The following is a 19,062-nucleotide window of genomic DNA, read 5'->3' as shown; positions in this document are numbered from 1 at the left end:
GACACCAAGCCCCGTCACGCAGCGAGATCGCAGTTGTGCAGCCAAGAGTGGCCATATCACCTGCGTAACTGCGAACTCGGCGGGATACGCAGGCCGTAAACGACAACGCCGCCGACTCCCGAGGGGAGCCGGCGGCGTTGTCCTGCAGCAAGAGCTAGCGGGAGCTGACGTCCTGGTAGTCGCGCTCGGTGTAGCCGGTGTAGATCTGGCGCGGACGGCCGATCTTGCCGGTGGTGTCCTCGTTCTGCTCGCGCCAGTGCGCGATCCAGCCCGGGAGACGACCCATCGCGAACAACACCGTGAACATGCGCGGCGGGAAGCCCATCGCGCGGTAGATCAGGCCGGTGTAGAAGTCGACGTTGGGGTACAGCTTGCGCTCGACGAAGTAGTCGTCGGTGAGTGCGGTCTCTTCGAGCTTGAGGGCGATCTCGAGCAGTTCGTCGCCGTTGCCCAGCTTGCCCAGGATCGTGTGTGCGGTTTCCTTGACCAGCGTCGCGCGCGGATCGAAGTTCTTGTACACCCGGTGTCCGAAGCCCATGAGCTTGACGCCGTCTTCCTTGTTCTTCACCCGACGCAGGAAGTCCGTGGCGTCGCCGCCCTCGGCCTTGATCTTGTCGAGCATCTCGAGCACGGCCTGGTTGGCACCGCCGTGCAGCGGACCCCACAGCGCGTTGATGCCGCCGGAGATCGAGGTGAAGAGGTTGGCCTGCGAGGATCCGACGAGGCGGACCGTCGACGTCGAGCAGTTCTGCTCGTGGTCGGCGTGCAGGATGAGCAGCATGTCGAGTGCCTTGACGATCTCGGGATCGACCTCGTACGGCTCGGCGGGGAAGCCGAACGTCATGCGCAGGAAGTTCTCGACCAGGCTCTTCGAGTTGTCCGGGTAGAGGAACGGCTGACCGACCGACTTCTTGTAGGCGTACGCCGCGATGGTCGGCAGCTTGGCCAGCAGACGGATGGTGGAGAGCTCGACCTGCTCGGGATCGTTCGGCTCGAGCGAATCCTGGTAGTACGCCGACAGTGCGTTGACCGCGCTCGACAGCACCGGCATCGGGTGGGCGTTGCGCGGGAAGCCGTCGAAGAAACGCTTGAGGTCCTCGTGCAGCAACGTGTGGCGACGGATGCGGTCGGTGAACGTCTCGAGCTCGTCCTCGGACGGCAGCTCCCCGTAGATCAACAGGTAGCTGACCTCGATGAACGACGACTTGCCCGCAAGCTGTTCGATCGGGTAACCGCGGTAGCGCAGGATCCCCGCGTCACCGTCGATGTACGTGATGGCCGACTTGGTGGACGCGGTGTTGACGAACCCGCCGTCCAACGTCGTGTAGCCGGTGGTCGCCAGCAGCTTTCCCAGCTCGATACCGTTGTTGCCTTCACTGGCCTCGGCAATCGACATGGAATATTCGCCACCGGGGTAGGTGAGGGTGGCTTTGGCATCATTCTCAGCGGGCACGAATGGTCCCTCTCGAACTCGTGTAACGGACACGTACTTAAAACGGACAGTTCTAACGTCGCTAGTGAAACTAGTCTCTCGGTGCCTCGGACGCCCAGGGAGGGTCGGCACCGGGTCGTGAAACCGTGATCGCGGCTGCCGTGGCAGCGAACGAAAGAGCTTGCCGCCAATCCTCCCCGGTCATCTCCTGTACCGCTTTCGATGTGATAATGGTCTCTTTTTCCAGGTAGCTCAACAGTGCGCCGTGCACGGTGTCACCAGCGCCGATCGTGTCGACGACGTCGACGGCAACGCCCGGTACCGACACCTCCTCGGCTGCTGTCACTCCCGTGGCCGTCGTCTCTCCGGACGCGGTGAACACCGAGATTCCGTCCCCGCCGCGGGTCATCACCACCGCGGTCACCCCGGCGGCGAGCCAGTCGTCGACGGTGGTGCCCTGGGTGCCCAGTCCCAGCCAGTGCGAGTCGTCCTCGGACACCTTGAGAATGTCGATGCTCGGCAACCACGAGCGAAAGCGATCGCGGAATCCGTCGGCGGTGATGTCGCCGCTGGTGCTGTCGATGGCGGCCGGGCGAATATTGGGGTCGAGCATCGTCAGCTTGCCCGCGGCCCGAGCTCGATGCAGCAGTTCGGCGTACACCGACGCGCCGGGCTCGTACAGCAACGACAACGTGCCGAAGGACAGAACGCTGATCTCGTCGGGCAGATCACCGGGATCGGCGACGAGTCGATCGGCCGTGCCATCGGCGTAGAACGAGTACTCGGCGCTGCCGTCCTCGGCGAGGGTCGTCATCGCCAACGTCGTCGGCTCGTCACCGCGCTGCACCCACGAGATGTCGACACCGGCATCGCGCAGACTCGCCAGGATCTGCTCACCGAACGAGTCGCGAGAGATGCGGGAGAGATAGGCAACCGGCGACCCCAACCGACCGATCGAGATGGCGACGTTGAACGGCCCGCCGCCGAGTTTCGGTGAGAGCAGCGGCCCCTCGTGCACCGGCACCAGATCCACCAATGCTTCGCCGCACACCAGAATCGTCACTTCTCGTACTCCATTCCCCAGCTGCCGGACCAGGTCTGACCCGGGTCGAGCACGATCAGATCGATCTCGGAATTCAACGCGTCGGGCGGGCAGGTCATCGGTTCGATCGCCAACGCACGTCCCCGATCCGGGTACGCCTGATCGTTGGCGGGATCGGCGGTGAACACCTGCACCCACCCGAAGTTGCTGTCGGTCCACAGCACCGTCGCGGTGCCGTCGGGGCCACGCAGTGTGTGCTTCGCGCGTCCGTCCACGTCCGGCACCGAGGCACTGAACGGAGTGTCGAGCTGCACGCCCTCGAGGTTCCGAGGCTGCCGAAAGTCGTACTCGGTATCGGCCGTCGGAACCGAAAGTCCTACAGGCAGATTGCGTACCGGATCGAGCGGTAGCCGCGTACCCGCGGACAGTTCGAGCGTGCATTCGTCGAGGGGTACGTCCCCCACACGCACGTAGGTATGGAATCCCATCCCGTACGGCGCAGCCGATTCGCCCGTGTTCGTCGCCGACGCGGTCACCGTCAGACCGTCGTCGGACAGCTCGTGTGCCACCGTCAATCGCAACGAGAACGGCCAACCCTCGTGCGTACCGATGTCGACGCTCTGCTCGACGCGAGACTCGGTGTGCTCGTCGAGAGTCCACTCCACCCGTCGGACGAAACCGTGGCTTGCGTTGTTGCGGGCCGGTTCGGTGACCTCCAACCGATGTTCGACGCCTTCGAACGTGAACGTTCCGTCGGCCGTTCGATTGGGCCACGGGGCCAACACCAGTCCCGCCGACAGCGGCGGCTTGGTGCCCGCCTCCCACGTTTCGGTGAGCGGTGAGCCGTCGTATTCGAGGACCCGCAGGCCCGCTCCGACAGCAGCGACGTCGGCGCGATACTTGCCGCTCGTCAACGAATACGTCTGCGCCTCAACTGTGGGAGCCATGCGAGCCATTGTCCACGACGGTGTCGTCCACCGTCTTGCTACCGACGATTGCGCCCACTCGGTAGCGAATGAATGCCGGTAGCGCGAGGGCTGCGATCGAGACACCGATGACCACCAGCACACCACCTCCTGCGGCGGCCGCGGCCGTCCCCACCGAGGCCGCTGCCGCGCCGTGCAGAACATCGCCGATCCGGGGCCCTCCCGCGACGACGACGATGAAGACGCCTTGCAGTCGGCCGCGCATCTCGTCGGTCGCCACCGTCTGCAGCATCGTGCTGCGGAACGCCGCCGAGATCATGTCGGCACCTCCACCGAGCGCCAGAAACGCCAGTGCGAACCACAGGGCAACCGTCGTCGCTCCGTCGGTCGCCGCACCGACGGCGAGCCCGAATCCGATCATCGCCACGCCCCAGACGACGATGCAGATCAACACCGCAAGTCCTTGACGCTGCACGCGCGGTAGCCAACCGGAGAACACTCCACCGAGCACCGCTCCCGCGGACATCGCCGCGAACAGCATGCCGAGCACGGGCCCACCCGAGGCCGGGTCCCCGAAACTGTCGTGGGCGATCTGCGGGAACAGCGCCCGTGGCATCCCGAACACCATGGCGATGATGTCGACGACGAAGGACGCCAGCAGCACCTTCTGGGTCGCGAGGTACGCGAAACCCTCGAACACCGAACGTAATCCGGCGCGTTGACCGGACTTGGCCGGCGGAATGCCCGGCAGCCTGATCACCGCCCACAGCGTGGCGAACAGTGCGATGGTGTCGATCAGGTAGAGCGTCTCCAGTCCGATGTAGTAGATGAGGATGCCTGCACTGAGCGGACCGGCGATGGCACCGAAGTTCATCACCGTCATGTTCAGAGAGTTCGCGGCGGGCAACTGCCCCGCGGGCAGGATTCGCGGCAGTATCGCACTGCGGGTCGGCTGATTGACGGCGAAGAAGGCCTGCTGAACTGCCAACAGCACCAACACGATCCACACGTTGTTCAGTTGCAGGAACGCCTGCAACCAGAACAGTGCCGACGTTCCGATCAGGCCGAACGTAGTGATCATCAACAAGGTTCGGCGGTCCATCACGTCGGCGAGCGCCCCGCCCCACAGCCCGAACACGATGAGGGGCACCAGAGCGAACACGCCCGTCAAGCCGACGTAGGCCGAGCTCAGGGTGATCTGATAAACCTGTTGCGGCACAGCGACGATCGAGAGCTGCGCGCCGATGACGGTGACGATGTTCGCCAGCCACAGGCGGCGATATGCGGGAGTCTTCAGCGGGGTCGTGTCGGCCAGGATGCCGCGCAGCCCGCTCACGGTTGCAGTCGCACGATCACACCGCTCGCCGGCATCACTCGAATTCTGTTGTGCATCCGGCTGGTTCGACCCTGCCAGAATTCGACGACCTCCGGTTCGACGCGGATGCCGCCCCAGTTCGGCGGTACCGGCACCTCGCGTCCGTCGAACGTCGCGGTGACCTCGGCCAGTTGCGCGGCGAGGGCGTCGCGAGACACGACGGTTCGCGATTGCTCCGACGCCCATGCGCCCAGCTGCGAGCCGCGCGGTCGCGTCCGCCAGTACGCCTCGGTGGTGTCGCGGTCGACTCTGGTGACCGGTCCGCGGACGGTGAGCTGACGGGCGATGCCGATCCACGGAAAGGTGATGGACGCGTACGGCGTCGACGCCAGTGCGCGGCCCTTGTCCGAGTCGTAGTTGGTGTAGAACACCACGCCCTCGGCGTCGAGGTCCTTGCACAGGACGGTGCGGGTCGCGGGCCTACCGGCAGCGTCGACCGTGCCGAGCACGATCGCGTTGGGCTCGGGCAGATTCGCGGCAACGGCGTCCGAGAGCCACTGCCGGGCCAGTGGCAACCAGCCGTCGCTCAGGGCGTCGACGTCGAGATCCTTGGGCTCGCCGTAGTCCACTCGCATGGTGGCCAGGCGCTGTTCGTCTGCAGACACGAACCCAGACGCTACTCCCGCGTAAAAGCTCGCTATGGTTTCCGCAAGCACGCCCGGATGCGGCGCAGAGCCGGGCGCAGTCGCGACGAGGGAGTCCACAGACCATGGCTGTTCAACACGTTCCCGAAGATTTCGTTCCCGGTCTCGAAGGTGTGGTCGCCTTCACCTCCGACATCGCCGAACCCGACAAGGACGGCGGCGCACTGCGTTACCGCGGAGTCGACATCGAAGAACTCGTTGCACAGGGCGTCACCTTCGGCGACGTGTGGGCACTGTTGGTCGACGGCGAATTCGGCCGCGGCCTGCCACCGGCCGAGCCTTTCCCCCTGCCCATCCACACCGGTGACGTTCGCGTCGACGTGCAAGCAGGCCTGGCGATGCTCGCTCCCATCTGGGGGTATCAGCCGGTACTCGACATCGACGACAGCACCGCCCGCGACAACCTGGCCCGCGCCTCGGTGATGGCGCTGTCCTACGTCGCGCAGTCCGCTCGCGGCATCTACCAGCCCGCTGTGCCCCAGAGCCGCATCGATCAGGCGGCCACCGTGACCGAGCGCTTCATGGTCCGCTGGAAGGGCGAGCCCGACCCCGCCCACGTCGCCGCCATCGACGCCTACTGGGTGTCGGCCGCCGAACACGGCATGAATGCGTCGACGTTCACCGCCCGAGTCATCGCCTCCACCGGAGCCGACGTCGCAGCATGTCTCTCCGGTGCCATCGGCGCGATGTCCGGCCCGCTGCACGGCGGCGCGCCGGCCCGCGTACTGCCCATGATCGAAGAAGTCGAGAAGACCGGCGACGCCCGTGCGCTGATCACCGGGATCCTCGACCGCAAGGAGAAGCTCATGGGCTTCGGGCACCGCGTGTACCGCGCCGAGGACCCCCGAGCCCGCGTGCTGCGCGCCACCGCCAAGCGCCTGAACGCTCCGCGCTACGAGGTTGCCGCCGCGCTCGAACAAGCCGCGTTGACGGAACTGCGCGAACGCCGCCCCGATCGAGCCATCGAGACCAACGTCGAGTTCTGGGCCGCCGTGATCCTCGACTTCGCCGAGGTGCCCGCGCACATGATGCCCGCAATGTTCACCTGCGGGCGTACCGCCGGCTGGTGTGCTCACATTCTCGAGCAGAAGCGCCTGGGCAAGTTGGTGCGCCCGGCTGCCCTCTACACCGGCCCCGAACCGCGCACCCCCGACTCCGTCGACGGCTGGGACCTGATCCGGTAGTCGACGGTGTCATGACACCCGACTAGCCTGTGGAGGCCATATTCCATCGACGCTAGGACGCGCTACTCCATGGCCGATTTGCCGATCATTCCCGCCGATCTTCTTCCCGCCGACGGACGCTTCGGTTGCGGCCCGTCCAAGGTTCGCCCCGAGCAGCTGCAGTCCCTGGTCGACGTCGGTGCGTCCGTGTTCGGCACCAGCCACCGGCAGAAGCCCGTCAAGGACGTCGTCGGTCGCGTACGCAGTGGTCTGAAAGACCTGTTCTCGCTCCCCGAGGGCTACGAGGTCGTGCTCGGCAACGGTGGTACCACCGCGTTCTGGGATGCCGCTGCGTTCGGTCTCATCCGGGAGAAGTCGCTGCACCTGACCAACGGTGAGTTCAGCTCGAAGTTCGCCTCGGTGGCCAAGAACAACCCGTTCATCGGCGATCCGATCGTCGTCAAGGCAGAGCCCGGCAGCGCGCCCGAGCCCACGTCGGATCCGTCCGTGGACCTCATCGGTTGGGCCCACAACGAGACCTCGACGGGCGTGGCCATCCCGGTCAGCCGTCCGGCCGGCTCGGAGAACGCCCTCATCGCGATCGACGCCACCTCCGGTGCCGGCGGACTGCCGGTGAACGTCGCCGATTCCGACGTCTACTACTTCGCTCCGCAGAAATGCTTCGCCGCCGACGGTGGCCTGTGGGTCGCGCTGATGAGCCCGGCTGCGCTCGCCCGCGTCGACGAGATCGCCTCCAGTGGCCGGTGGGTTCCGGACTTCCTGTCGTTGCCGATCGCCGTCGACAACAGCAGCAAGGACCAGACCTACAACACCCCCGCAGTGGCGACGCTTCTGCTCTTCGCAGACCAGATCGAGTGGCTCAACAGCAAGGGCGGCCTGGATTGGGCCACGAAGCGGACTGCGGACTCGTCCTCACGCCTGTACGACTGGGCCGAGAACAGTGAATTCGCAACGCCGTTCGTGACGAACCCGGATCACCGCAGCCAGGTCGTCGGCACGATCGATTTCGACGAGAAGGTCGACGCGGCCCAGGTCGCCAAGATCCTGCGCGCCAACGGCGTCGTCGACACCGAGCCGTACCGCAAGCTCGGCCGCAACCAGCTGCGTGTCGGTATGTTCCCGGCCATCGAGCCGGACGACATCACCGCACTGACGAAGAGCATCGACTGGGTCGTGTCCACGCTGAGCTAGTCGGCAGCCAACTCACAGCTACAGCGCTCCCTCCGAGGCCTACACTTGCTATAAATTACGCAAGCGTAACGACCTCGGAGGGAGCGTTCGTATGTCCAGGCTCCTCTCCGTTGTTCTACGACTGCGGGTGACGCTCGTGTACTGCCTGCTCACAGCCGCAGGAACCGTCACTCTCGGGCAGATCGGGCCGCACGATCGTTGGCATGTGCTGCACGCCGCGAGCACCAACCTGCACAATCTCACCGACGGTCATCTCGCCACGCTCGTCACCAGCGCCTTCCTCACCGAAGGCCGGCCCGATTGGTGGTGGCTCGCCTCGGTCGCCATCCTGTTCGCCGTCGCCGAGTGGGTCTCGGGGTGGCGCCGGTTTCTGCTCACGTTCTCCGCCGGGCACATCGGCGCGACGGCACTGGTGGCTGTCGGGTTGTTCGTCGGCATCCACGTCGACTGGTTTGCCGACTCGCTGGCCGTAGCCGTCGACGTCGGGGTCAGTTATGCCGCAGCTGCGGTGGCGGGGTCCTTGATTCGATACCTGACGATGCCGTGGCGCGCAGTGTGGGGCGCATTGTGGATCGCCGTTGTCGCCGCCGGAGCCATCACGGATCCCTCGTTCACCGCTGCCGGCCACGCCCTGGCGCTGACCATCGGACTCGGACTCGGCGTGTTCTTTCTTCGCCGAGACGCAATGCCGTTGTCCCGCAATCGAATCGACTCGACTTCGGCCGATCGGGTGCAACCGAGCGCGCAGCTGTCTACTCTCTGAGAAAGAAACCGACGCCACCGCCGCGAGGCGTGTCGGACACCCGCCGAATACGGTAGGTGAACTAGGCTCGAATTCGACGGTATCGCGAGCCGGCGCGATGAGGAGGTCAAGGTGCGAGACTTACGTGTGGTGGGTCTCGAGGCCGACGGAAAGTTCGTCGTATGCGCAGATCCCAAAACCGGCGACAGATTCCGGCTTCCAGCCGACGACAAACTCCGCGCAGCCTCACGCGGAGACATCGCTCGACTAGGACAGATTGAGATCGAAATGGACAGTTTGCTCCGGCCGAAGGAAATCCAGGCCCGTATCCGCAGCGGCGCGACCATCGAACAGGTCGCCGCAGATTCCGGAATGGCCATCAGCCGAGTCGAGGTGTTCGCGCACCCCGTACTGCTCGAGCGTTCGCAGGCAGCGTCGATGGCCCAGGCCGGACATCCGCTGCGGCACGACGGCCCGGCTGTGCAGACCCTGCTCGACATCGTCACCCTCGCCTTCCGCGCTCGCGGACACAACCTCGACGACGCGGCGTGGGACGCCTGGCGCGACGAGGACAACAAGTGGGTCGCCCAGCTGAAGTGGCAGGCAGGGCGCACCACCAACAAAGCGCACTGGCAGTTCTTGCCCGACGGTCACGGCGGCACCATCGCACCACTCGACGACACCGCACGCGAACTGATCGACCCGGACTTCGGACGTCAACTCCGCGGCCTGGCCCCGGTACGTGCACTTGCCTCCGCCGAGGACTCCGACGACGAGACCTCGCAGCACAGTTTCGACGAGTACTACGGCACCACCGCCGACAGCGAGATCGACGCCGAGACCATCGACGTCGAGGTGGACGATGCGCCGACTCCCGAGCCCGAGCAGCCGCGCGAACCGGTGGCGAGGGAGCCCAGGCCCGCACCCAAGCCTGCCGCCGGTCACACCAGCGGCAAGGACAAGCGTGGCAAGCCGGCCATGCCATCGTGGGAAGACGTCCTGCTCGGTGTGCGCAGCAGCGGTCACAACTGAGTTCTTCGTGTGACCGATGTGCCGCGCGATGTCGGAGTGCCGACACCCACACCGTAGGCTTCGATGGAAGTCACGGAGAGAGAGGTGCCGGTAGTGGGGGCCAAAGCATCAACGATCTGGTACGTGGACGCACCGGATCCCATATCGGTACTGCGAGAAGCCACCACCTCCGACTGGAACGCCGCCAGTGCGCTCGTCGGACGGCTCTACCCCCATCTCACGGCCGTCCCCCTCGAGCAGGGACCCATCTCGACTTCGGCGGGTGTGGACGACGATCACGTGTTCATCGGGTGCTACCCCGGCGTCACCGTCGTCTGCGGATCCAACTTGTCGGTGCCCACGCCGTCGACCCTTCCCGAATCCGTCACCCGCCCACTGGCCTCCGAGCACACCTACCTCGTCGCCTCGGACCCCGAGCATGCCTGGGGTGCGTTCGCCTACTGGGAGCGCGGTGAATTCCGACGCTCGTTCAGCGCCACCCCCGTCTACATCTACGAAGACGTCGGGCTGCCTCTGGTGTGGGAGCGTCCGTTCTGGGCCGGTGACCACCCGCTGATCTATCCGCCCGGAGTGATGCCGGATCCGCAGTCACTGCCGTTCCACCCCCAGGAATTCGCCGAAGCCGCCAACGCCGAATGGCTCGGCTTCCGCTACACCGGTGCCCCGAAGCCCGGCGAGCTCGACCCGAATGCGCTGCCTGTCTGCGGTTTCACCATGTACGTACCGGGCCAAGAGCCGCGGCCGCAGAACGTGCCGGTCCAGAATGCACCCGCAGCGGACTCGGCCGAGCCCGCACCGCGACCGAAGAAGCGCTGGTTCTCCCGCAAATAGTGGCTCGGGTGGGCACCGTTGCACACAACGACCGGCAATCGACGGGATTCCGCCGATCGTCGCCGGTAGTGCGCACCCCTGCCCGGGCCGGCTCAGAACGCCAGAGCCGCCAGGGCCACGAAACTCAGAAGCGCACCGGCGCTCGCTCCGTACACGGCCCAACGCCATACCGGAACGCCGAACCACCGCATGACCGTCGGGGCTGCGCCTGCCACGACGACGAGGTTGAGGCCGATCGCGAGCAGCGGATGAACTCTGGCCAGTTCCAGGCCGAACGCCGTCAGTGCCACCGCGACGAGGATCGCCGCGATCACGGCAACCGGGACACCGGTCCAGCGAACGTCCGGATCCTTCACGTCAGACGCACCCGTTCGTAGAAGCCCATCGCCGCGGCCGTCGCGACATTCAGCGAATCGGTACCGGGAGCCATCGGAATACGAGCGCGAATGTCGGTGGCGCGCATGGCGTGTTCGGTCAGACCGGGCCCCTCGGCACCGAGCAGCAACGCGACCTTCTCCCCCGTCATCGCCGTCGCCAAGGACACTGCCTCCGGGTTCGGCGTCAGCGAGATCAGCTGAAAACCGTGCCGCCGCACCCGATCGAGGCCACGAGGCCACTCGGGCACCTTCGCGAACGGCACTCGGAGCACATGACCCATCGACACCCGGACAGACCGTCGGTACAGGGGATCGGCGCAGGCGGCACCGAACAACACCGCGTCCACCCCGAGACCGGCCGCATTGCGGAACATCGACCCGAGATTCTCGTGATCGTTGACGCCTTCCAGAATCGCCACCGTGCTCGCGCCCGCCAGCACGTCGTCCAGATCGAGGGCCGGCGGCCTGTTCGCCGCCGCCAACACACCACGATTGAGGTGGAAGCCGACGACCTCGGCCATCACCTCGGCCGACGTCCGATAGAACGGAACGTCCGAATCGGCGAGGTCCTCGCGCAACGCGTCGAGCCGTCGATCCACGCCGAGCAGGCTGATCATCGGAAAACGCGAGCTCAGCAGGCGCTGCGCGACGAGCACGCCCTCCGCGATCACCAACCCTTTGCCCTCGGGCAGATCGGGGCGCCTGTCCGAGGAATTGAGGTCGCGGAAGTCGTCGAGCCGCGGGTCGAGGGGATCGTCGATGTCGATTACATGCACCACCTGCTCATCTTCTCACCCGGCATTTCTGGCAGTCCCTCGGCGAACCACCACCCCGGTATGGAAAAGTTGTGAGCGATGACTACCGACGAATCGATCACCATCCGTACCGCCACCGACGACGACTGGGATGCCGTCGCGCTGCTCGACGCCCATGCTTTCGGCGAGCACCAGAACGCCGAGGACCTGGCCGAGACGCAGATCCTGACGAAGTCCGAGCACGTCTACCTGGCGTGGGACGGCGAGACCCCGGTCGGTGTGGCCATGCACTTCCCGATGTCGGTGACCGTTCCCGGCGGAGCTCAGGTCGAGGCATCGGGAGTGTCCTGGGTGTCCGTCGCGCCGACACATCGCCGACGCGGCATCCTGCGATCGATGTTCACCCAGCAGCACCGCGCTCTGAACGACGCGGGTGCGCCGCTGTCACTGCTGACGGCCAGCGAGGCGACGATCTACGGACGCTTCGGGTATGGGCCGGTGACCGAGGAGATCAGCGTCTCGATCGACCGTCGATTCGCGCAGTTCCGCAAGGACGCTCCCCCGGCGACGGGTGTGCGGCTGATCGAATCGGCCGAGGCCACCGAACTGCTCCCGGACATCTACCACCGGTGGCAGCAGCAGACCGCAGGCGCGCAGCCCAAGCCGCCGATCCGCTGGGAGCGCTTCTTCGCCGATCGCGAGAACCGACGCGGCGGACTGACCGCACTGTTCTTCGTCGTACATCCCGACGGGTACGTCGCTTACCGACGCGGACGCAACCCGAGCCGGGTGGTGGTGGAGGAATTCATCGCGGTGACCGACGACGCCTACGCCGCGCTGTGGCAGATCCTCGTCGGTGTGGACCTGGTAGACACCATCGAGGTACGGCAGGCACGCGACGAGGCACTGCCGTTCCTGCTGACCAACAACCGGCTGCCGAAGGTCACCGCTCACCACGACGCTCTGTGGGCCCGGATCATGCATGTCGAGGCTGCCCTCGAGGCGCGCACCTATGCCCTCGACGCATCACTGATCATCGCCGTCCGGGATCCCTTCCTCGACGCAGGCGGTACCTATTCGCTGACCGTCACGAACGGCAGAGCCACCTGCACGCGGGTGGAATCCGAGCCGGACATCGAACTCGACATCGATGTGCTCGCCAGCATCTACTTCGGAACGCACCGTGCCCGATTGTTCGCCGCGGCCAATCGCCTCACCGCCCGCAACGAAGAATCCCTGCACGCACTCGATCTGACGTTCGGAACAGCGCGTCCCGCCGTCATGGGTTGGGGTTTCTGAGCGACTACCCTGCCAGCCCGTGCGTGAAGGCGAAGTGCACGGCCTGCGCCCGATCTCGCAGTCGGGCTTTGGCGAACAGATGGTTGATGTGTGTCTTGACTGTCGCCTCGCTGACGAACATCTGCTGAGCGATCTCGCGGTTCGACAGGCCGGCCGCGATCGCGCGTAGGACCTCGACCTCACGCGGGGTCAAACCAGCTGGGATCTCGGGCGGACGGGAGTGCTCGACGGCTCCGAGCAGCCGAGCCTGTACCTCCGGGTTCAGTACGGACTGCCCGGCTGCCGCCGCCCGCAATGCCGCCGCTATCTCGACCCTTCCGGCGTCCTTGGTGAGATATCCGCGTGCGCCCGCACCGAGTGCATCGAGTATCGAGCGTTCGTCGGAGAAGGTCGTCAACACCACCACGGGTAGATCGGGGAAGAGCCCCTTCAGTATTCGGGTCGCCTCTATCCCGTCGGTGCCCGGCATCCGCAGGTCCATCAGCACGACATCGAGGGATTCGGTACTCATCGCGGCCTGCACTGCGGCGACCGCGCTGTCGCCGTCCGTCGCGGTCGAGACGACGGTGATGTCGTCGATCAGATCGAGCATGGTCGCCAGCGCCTCGCGCACCGACGCCTGATCGTCGGCGATCACTATCCGAATGCTCATACCCTCACCTTCGTGTCGTCTTCAGTGTGGTTGCGGCACAGCAACTGTGGCACGGACCGTCCAACCCCGCCCGTCCTGACCCGCCGCGATCGACCCGCCGACCAGTGCGGCGCGCTCGCGCATGCCGACCAATCCCATTCCGGTACTGTCGACCGGTTTCGGCGGCGACTGGGCCGGGCCGTTGGTCACGGAGAGCTCCACTTGTTCTGCCGCGAAGCGAAGCACTACGTCGACTGCCGCTCCGGGAGCATGAGTACGGGCATTGGTCAGCGCCTCCTGCGCGCACCGAACCAGGAACTGTGACTGCGGCGTATCGAGATCGGCAGCCTCGCCCTCGACCCGGAAGTTTCCGTCCGCATCCACCAGAGCGGCCATGGTCGGCACCAGGGGCAGCACGTCCTGACGCAAAGTCTGCACGGCCCTGCGGGTTTCGGTGAGGCCCTCGCGAACCAGGCTCTGCGCCTTGCCCACCGCGGCTCTGGCCTCGTCGGCGCGACCGGCGTCGAGCAACGCGTCGGCGACTTCGAGCTGCATGTTGACCCCGGACAGCGAATGCGCGAGAACGTCGTGGATGTCGCGTGCGATACGGGCCCGCTCGGCCAGGGCATGCTCGCGCAATTCGGCGTCGGTGGCGCGCCGGGCATTGCGCAGTGCGTCCAGACGACTGCGTCGTGAATACCCGATCAGTACCGGCCACCCGGCGAAAAGACCGGCGGCCCATGGCCACCCGTCGACACCGCGGTGATCGGCGATCCACAGCGCGCACGCGCACGCCACGCTGAGCGACACCGCATACGGAAACGCAATCGACGGCTTGAACCGCCACCCGGCATGTCCGGCGAACAGGAACGGAAACGCTGCTGCGACCCCGGTTCCGCCCAGAGGAAGAATCGCGGCGGAGGCGACCAGTGCGATGCCGGCCCCGGCGAGCGAGAGCCGGAGACCGGTCGACCGTCGCGACACCGTCGAGGCCGCCAGTACGAGACTGTTGACGACGAGCAGCGTGAGCACGAGCGGATCGTGCAGATCCGACGTCGCGAACGCCGCCACGACGACGACGGCCGTGACATACGGCCGACTCGACAGCCGGAAGCTGTCGAGTGCGGGTAACCGTACGTCCGGCGTGGGTGCCGACGTCACCGAATCTTCGCCCGTCCTTCGCGAACCCGACTGTGCATGTCGGCCAGCGTAGGCGACAACGTGTGGTTGCCGGACTTGTCGGCTCGCCACACGATGGTGGCCTCGGAATGCATGGCTCGGTAGAGCACCACGACCGACTCGGCGAGGAATCCGACCCCCACGGCCAACATGGTGGCCTGCCCGGCGACCGACGCTGCTGCCGGATCCACGACATTCTCCACCGGCACGAGGAGGAGGCGCACCGCGATCGCGGCCACCCACAGGCCGACCGACGCCAACGAGTAACGCATCCATGCCGCTCCGTCCCGCTCGGCGATCCGGACGGTGTAGCCGCGGACCACCCCGAACACGGCTCCGACGACACAGCCGAGGAGCAAGAACCCGATCGCCGTGGCCGAGAGCGCCGTCGAATTCAGTGACGCCAGTCCGGCGACGGCGAGGATCGCCGGAAGCACCAGCATGCGCCGAGCTTCCATGAGCTGGCCGGTCATGCGCCGCACCAGCAGGTATCCGACCAGAAGGACTACGAGAGCAATCGTTGCAATGTTCATGGCAGCAACGCTACGAAGATCGCGGTGGGGGCACATCGACCCACGGGTGGAGATCGGGTGGAGACACGCGCGCATGACGTTTGTCATGGCTGGACCGTGACGCTGTCACCTCAGGTCATGATGCGCTGCACTGTTTTCGGGGCTCGACGCGCAGCAGGATCGTAGTCATGAAGCAACCAGACGAAGGAAATCTGTTCACCGATCTGATGGAGCTCGGGCCTGCTCCGACGATGGCGCGTGAGATCGTCGTCATCGTCATCAGCATCGCGATCATCGCCGTGTTGTTCGCGATTGTGGGGCCGTCCGTTCCGGCGTTCGTCGCACTGGGCGTCATCGTGGCCTTCATGGGTGTCCGGTTCGTCATCGGACTGCGCCATTGGGGGACGCAATCATGACCATCATCGACGTCGACGGGATGACGCGCCGGTACGGATCGGGCAAGAACGCCTACGAGGCCGTCCAGGCTCTCGATCTCCATGTCGCGGAGGGTGAGCTGTTCGGCCTACTGGGCACCAACGGTGCGGGCAAGACATCCACTCTCGAAGTGATTCAGGGCCTTTCGCGACCCAGCAAGGGCACGGTGCGGATCATGGGAATGGATCCGGTGGCCGATCGCCGCAAGGTCCGGCCTGCTCTGGGAATCATGCTGCAGAAGGGCGGACTGCCTCAGGATCTGACCACCGCCGAGAGTCTTCGGATGTGGGCCGGCACCTGCAGCCATCCGCTGCCGGTGGCGGAGGTGCTCGGTCGCGTGGACCTGGCCGACCGTGCCGATACGCGGGTCAAATTCCTGTCCGGCGGCGAGCAGCGCAGGCTGGACCTGGCATGCGCGATCATCAGCCGTCCACGCATCTTGTTCCTGGACGAGCCGACCACCGGTCTCGACCCCGAAAGTCGCCGCAACACATGGCGGTTGATCCAGGAACTGAAGAACTCCGGCGTCACGATCATGTTGACGACGCACTACCTCGACGAGGCCGAATCGCTGTGCGATCGACTCGCGATCATGCACCGCGGCAGAGTCGTTCGCAGTGGCACCGTGGACGAGGTGGTCGCCGACCATCCTGCGAAGATCGAACTGAAGGCCCCCGGAACGGCACTGCCGTCGCTGCCGGGCACATCCATGGACGTCTCGGGAGAGACGGTCTCGATCCAGACGTCCTCGGTTCAGGAGACGTTGACCGATCTGCTGCTGTGGGCTCGGAACAACGGGGTGACCCTGCACGGACTGGACGCCCGCGCGGCATCGCTCGAAACCGTGTTCCTCTCCATCGCAGACGAATTCGAGAATTCCCCAATCGACGAACCAGCCGATGACAAGACCGAGGTGATGAGCGCATGAGCACGATGACCGCCCTGTCGCGAGCAGAATTCACACTGCTCGGACGCAACCGAGTACTACTGTTCAACGCGACCGTCATACCTCTCGTGCTACCGGTGGTCATGCTGATCATCAGCAGTCGGGGCGACGACGGATTGACCGACGTGGGCGTGGGAGCGGCACTCGAGTTCTTCGCGCTGTTCCTGCTGGTGTTCATGGTCTACTACAACATGCTCTCGATCTACGCCACACGTCGAGACGAGTTGGTACTCAAGCGACTTCGCACCGGCGAAAGCTCGGACATTCAGATTCTGCTGGGGCCGGCGGTCCCCTCGTTCGTCCTCACCGTCGTACTGGGCTTGATCGTCGGAGCTGTAGTGCTGGCCTTCGGTGGGCCCATTCCCACCAACGTCCTGCTCGTCGCTGTTGCCCTCCTCGGCGGCGCGGCACTGTTCGCCGCACTGGCGTTGATCACGTCTGCCTTCACCCGTAATGCGGAAGCAGCGCAGATCACCAGCCTGCCGGTCATTCTGATCGCGATGGCCGGCTCGGCCATGCTGCGCGACGTTTTCCCGGATTCACTGAGCCGAGTCGTCGAGCTGACTCCCATGGCCGCGGTGTCGGACCTGTTGAATCTGGGCTGGTTCGGTACCACCAACCCCGGCGACGCGTCGGTCGGGTTCGCCGCCACCTTCGGCGAGGCCGCCATGCCGGCGGCGGTGATGCTGGCCTGGATTCTCGGCAGCCTGCTGATCGCCCGCACCCACTTCCGCTGGGAACCGCGGTCCTGATCGCACTGTCGTCGCCCGTCTGCAAGGCTGGAGATCATGAAGCTGTACGAGTACCTCAATCCACTGCACGGCTGGAACGACAGCAGTGCAGTGGAGAAGGTACGCGTCTACACCCGCCAATCGTTCCTGCTGATCACCGTCGGTGTCGCCGTCGGCGCGATGCTGACGACGCTTCAGTACGACGACTATCGATCGACGGTGGCGGCAGCGGTGTGTGCCGCCGCCGCTTTCGTGGTCGTTCAGCGCACCCCGGCACTCGGCGGCGAGTCGACGGCCAACCCTCGAATCCCGTTGGCGATCACGGCCGTCGCCGCTGTGGTGCTGGTTGCCGGAGGGACGACGAGCAATGCACTCTGGGCCGCGGTACTCGTCACCACCGCGGTCGCGACCCTGATTCGATTGCGCTGGTCTCTCGCGGCAGCCGTGGCCGCCGCCGCGATTGCCGCGGCCGTGGGAACCCCGGCGCTGGAAACGGTAATACTCGGCGTCTTCATCGCTTTCATGGCCTTCACCGTGCAACTGTCGGCGTGGCTGCTGCGCATCGTGACCGAACTCGACGCCACCCGCGACGCAGCCGCAGCTCTCTCCGTCGCCGAGGAGCGCCTGAGGTTCTCGCGCGATCTGCACGACGTCGTCGGACGCGCGCTCTCGGCCATCGCGGTCAAGAGCGAACTTGCCGCAACGCTGGCCCGTCGGGGTGACGACCGCGCCGCGACGCAGATGGACGAGGTGCGCGCGTTGGCGCAGGAATCGATGACCGACGCCCGAAAGCTGGTGCGCGGCTATCGATCGGTGGATGTCGCAGGCGAACTCGACGGTGCCCGCTCGCTCCTGTCGGCGGCCGGGATATCCACCGAGCTCACCGGCGAGACCTCGGCACTGTCCGAGCGCGCGGCCGAGGCGGCCGCCTGGGTGGTTCGTGAAGGCGTGACGAACATACTGCGTCACTCCGCGGCCACCTATTGCCGAATCGAACTGACCGACAGCAGTATTCGACTGACCAACGACCACCCCGGTGCGCCGAACGGCCGCAACGACGGCACGGGTCTGAGCGGCCTGCGGGAACGCTTGGTCGCGGTCGGAGGGGAACTGCGCACGGAACAGACAACCGAGAAATTCACCCTCATCGCAGTGTTGCCCACATCGCCCCAGAACCCGAGGACCACACCATGATTCGAGTTCTACTGGCCGACGACGAGAACCTGATTCGATCGGCGCTGGCGACAATGCTGGATCTGGAGGACGACATCGAGATCGTCGGACAGGCCGATTCGGGCGAGAAGGCCCTGACGGTTGCCGCGGCCCTCGCACCCGACGTGGCAGTGCTGGACCTGCAGATGGGCGGGATCGACGGCATCGAGACGGCGCAGAAAATTGCCGAGACACTGCCCACCTGCGCGTCGATCATCGTCACCAGCCACGGTCGGCCGGGCTACCTGAAGAAGGCGCTCGAAGCCGGCGTGCGCGGGTTCCTCCCCAAGACCACCTCCGCCGCCACCCTGGCCGAGGTGGTGCGCACCGTGCACGGCGGCGGGCGCTACGTCGACCCGACGCTCGCCGCGGAAGCCATCGGGGCCGGGGACTCACCGCTCACACCGCGGGAAGCCGATGTGCTCGAGTTCGCCGCCGACGGCGCATCGATAGCGGAGATCGCACAGCGTGCGCATCTGTCGCCTGGGACCACCCGCAACTATCTGTCTGCGGCAGCGGCGAAACTCGGAGCGGCGAACCGGCACGAGGCCTGCGCACTGGCCCGACGCCACGGCTGGATCTGAAC

The 19,062-nt window shown here is 65.8% G+C and carries 21 protein-coding genes; 11 read left to right on the top strand and 10 right to left on the bottom strand.

The window, feature by feature from the left end:
- Positions 1 to 154: 154 nt before the first annotated feature.
- The 5 genes from K414_RS0110605 to pdxH all read right to left on the bottom strand — a co-directional run bounded on the left by K414_RS0110605 (position 155) and on the right by pdxH (position 5,380).
- Complete coding sequence (locus tag K414_RS0110605; RefSeq protein ID WP_027495925.1) at positions 155 to 1,453, bottom strand: citrate synthase; 1,299 nt, start codon at positions 1,451 to 1,453, stop codon at positions 155 to 157.
- Between the two features lie 70 nt (positions 1,454 to 1,523).
- Positions 1,524 to 2,495 carry a carbohydrate kinase gene (locus K414_RS0110600; RefSeq protein ID WP_027495924.1) on the bottom strand — a complete coding sequence of 324 codons (972 nt, stop codon included), beginning with the start codon at positions 2,493 to 2,495 and terminating at the stop codon, positions 1,524 to 1,526.
- Positions 2,492 to 3,421, bottom strand: coding sequence for an aldose 1-epimerase family protein (locus K414_RS0110595; RefSeq protein WP_027495923.1), 930 nt, complete (start codon positions 3,419 to 3,421; stop codon positions 2,492 to 2,494). The genes K414_RS0110600 and K414_RS0110595 overlap by 4 nt, the downstream gene beginning before the upstream one ends.
- A complete protein-coding gene (locus tag K414_RS26635) occupies positions 3,405 to 4,727 on the bottom strand; it encodes an MFS transporter (protein WP_051365345.1) in 1,323 nt (440 codons plus the stop codon). The genes K414_RS0110595 and K414_RS26635 overlap by 17 nt, the downstream gene beginning before the upstream one ends.
- Positions 4,728 to 4,732: 5 nt before the next feature.
- Positions 4,733 to 5,380: a pyridoxamine 5'-phosphate oxidase gene (gene pdxH, locus K414_RS0110585; protein ID WP_081701577.1), complete on the bottom strand. Its 648-nt coding sequence runs from the start codon at positions 5,378 to 5,380 to the stop codon at positions 4,733 to 4,735.
- A 104-nt stretch (positions 5,381 to 5,484) separates the two neighbouring features.
- Here pdxH and K414_RS0110580 point away from each other — a divergent pair, with 104 nt between their 5' ends.
- The 5 genes from K414_RS0110580 to K414_RS0110560 all read left to right on the top strand — a co-directional run bounded on the left by K414_RS0110580 (position 5,485) and on the right by K414_RS0110560 (position 10,399).
- Positions 5,485 to 6,603, top strand: a complete 1,119-nt coding sequence (locus tag K414_RS0110580) for a citrate synthase 2 (protein WP_027495921.1) — start codon at positions 5,485 to 5,487, stop codon at positions 6,601 to 6,603.
- A gap of 69 nt (positions 6,604 to 6,672) precedes the next feature.
- Entirely contained in the window at positions 6,673 to 7,794 is a 1,122-nt protein-coding gene (gene serC / locus K414_RS0110575) for a phosphoserine transaminase (RefSeq protein WP_027495920.1), read from the top strand.
- Positions 7,795 to 7,885: 91 nt separating this feature from the next.
- On the top strand, positions 7,886 to 8,557 hold the full coding sequence (locus K414_RS0110570) for a rhomboid-like protein (protein ID WP_027495919.1): 672 nt from the start codon (positions 7,886 to 7,888) through the stop codon (positions 8,555 to 8,557).
- A gap of 111 nt (positions 8,558 to 8,668) precedes the next feature.
- Positions 8,669 to 9,568 carry a septation protein SepH gene (gene sepH, locus K414_RS0110565; RefSeq protein WP_027495918.1) on the top strand — a complete coding sequence of 300 codons (900 nt, stop codon included), beginning with the start codon at positions 8,669 to 8,671 and terminating at the stop codon, positions 9,566 to 9,568.
- Between the two features lie 63 nt (positions 9,569 to 9,631).
- Positions 9,632 to 10,399 (top strand): hypothetical protein, encoded by a 768-nt coding sequence (locus K414_RS0110560; RefSeq protein WP_094716694.1) that lies wholly within the window; start codon positions 9,632 to 9,634, stop codon positions 10,397 to 10,399.
- A gap of 92 nt (positions 10,400 to 10,491) precedes the next feature.
- Here the strand turns inward: K414_RS0110560 and K414_RS0110555 are convergent, their stop codons facing one another.
- Positions 10,492 to 10,755: a DUF2537 domain-containing protein gene (locus K414_RS0110555; RefSeq protein WP_027495916.1), complete on the bottom strand. Its 264-nt coding sequence runs from the start codon at positions 10,753 to 10,755 to the stop codon at positions 10,492 to 10,494.
- A complete protein-coding gene (locus tag K414_RS0110550; protein WP_027495915.1) occupies positions 10,752 to 11,555 on the bottom strand; it encodes an RNA methyltransferase in 804 nt (267 codons plus the stop codon). Before K414_RS0110550 ends, K414_RS0110555 begins: the two co-directional genes overlap by 4 nt.
- Positions 11,556 to 11,630: 75 nt before the next feature.
- Here K414_RS0110550 and K414_RS0110545 point away from each other — a divergent pair, with 75 nt between their 5' ends.
- Entirely contained in the window at positions 11,631 to 12,830 is a 1,200-nt protein-coding gene (locus K414_RS0110545; protein WP_027495914.1) for a GNAT family N-acetyltransferase, read from the top strand.
- A 4-nt stretch (positions 12,831 to 12,834) separates the two neighbouring features.
- Here K414_RS0110545 and K414_RS0110540 read toward each other — a convergent pair whose 3' ends face one another.
- The 3 genes from K414_RS0110540 to K414_RS0110530 are packed head-to-tail and all read right to left on the bottom strand — an operon-like array spanning position 12,835 to position 15,173.
- Positions 12,835 to 13,482 carry a response regulator transcription factor gene (locus K414_RS0110540; RefSeq protein ID WP_027495913.1) on the bottom strand — a complete coding sequence of 216 codons (648 nt, stop codon included), beginning with the start codon at positions 13,480 to 13,482 and terminating at the stop codon, positions 12,835 to 12,837.
- Positions 13,483 to 13,503: 21 nt separating this feature from the next.
- Entirely contained in the window at positions 13,504 to 14,622 is a 1,119-nt protein-coding gene (locus K414_RS0110535) for a histidine kinase (RefSeq protein WP_027495912.1), read from the bottom strand.
- Positions 14,619 to 15,173, bottom strand: coding sequence for a CcdC protein domain-containing protein (locus K414_RS0110530; protein WP_027495911.1), 555 nt, complete (start codon positions 15,171 to 15,173; stop codon positions 14,619 to 14,621). The genes K414_RS0110535 and K414_RS0110530 overlap by 4 nt, the downstream gene beginning before the upstream one ends.
- Positions 15,174 to 15,340: 167 nt before the next feature.
- On the opposite strand from K414_RS0110530, the gene K414_RS0110525 reads away from it, so the two are divergent.
- From K414_RS0110525 to K414_RS0110505, 5 genes are read left to right on the top strand one after another with little or no spacing between them, the layout of a single operon-like run.
- Positions 15,341 to 15,568, top strand: coding sequence for a hypothetical protein (locus tag K414_RS0110525; protein WP_027495910.1), 228 nt, complete (start codon positions 15,341 to 15,343; stop codon positions 15,566 to 15,568).
- Positions 15,565 to 16,515, top strand: a complete 951-nt coding sequence (locus tag K414_RS0110520) for an ABC transporter ATP-binding protein (RefSeq protein WP_027495909.1) — start codon at positions 15,565 to 15,567, stop codon at positions 16,513 to 16,515. The genes K414_RS0110525 and K414_RS0110520 overlap by 4 nt, the downstream gene beginning before the upstream one ends.
- Positions 16,512 to 17,285: an ABC transporter permease gene (locus K414_RS0110515; protein ID WP_027495908.1), complete on the top strand. Its 774-nt coding sequence runs from the start codon at positions 16,512 to 16,514 to the stop codon at positions 17,283 to 17,285. Before K414_RS0110520 ends, K414_RS0110515 begins: the two co-directional genes overlap by 4 nt.
- A 36-nt stretch (positions 17,286 to 17,321) precedes the next feature.
- Positions 17,322 to 18,458: a histidine kinase gene (locus K414_RS0110510; protein WP_027495907.1), complete on the top strand. Its 1,137-nt coding sequence runs from the start codon at positions 17,322 to 17,324 to the stop codon at positions 18,456 to 18,458.
- Entirely contained in the window at positions 18,455 to 19,060 is a 606-nt protein-coding gene (locus K414_RS0110505) for a response regulator transcription factor (protein ID WP_027495906.1), read from the top strand. The genes K414_RS0110510 and K414_RS0110505 overlap by 4 nt, the downstream gene beginning before the upstream one ends.
- Positions 19,061 to 19,062: the final 2 nt, after the last annotated feature.

Origin of the sequence: Rhodococcus sp. JG-3, assembly GCF_000482405.1 — a bacterium.
GTDB lineage: Bacteria > Actinomycetota > Actinomycetes > Mycobacteriales > Mycobacteriaceae > Rhodococcoides > Rhodococcoides fascians.
Note: the sequence above shows the minus strand (reverse complement) of the source record. Positions and strands in the feature narration are given on the sequence as shown.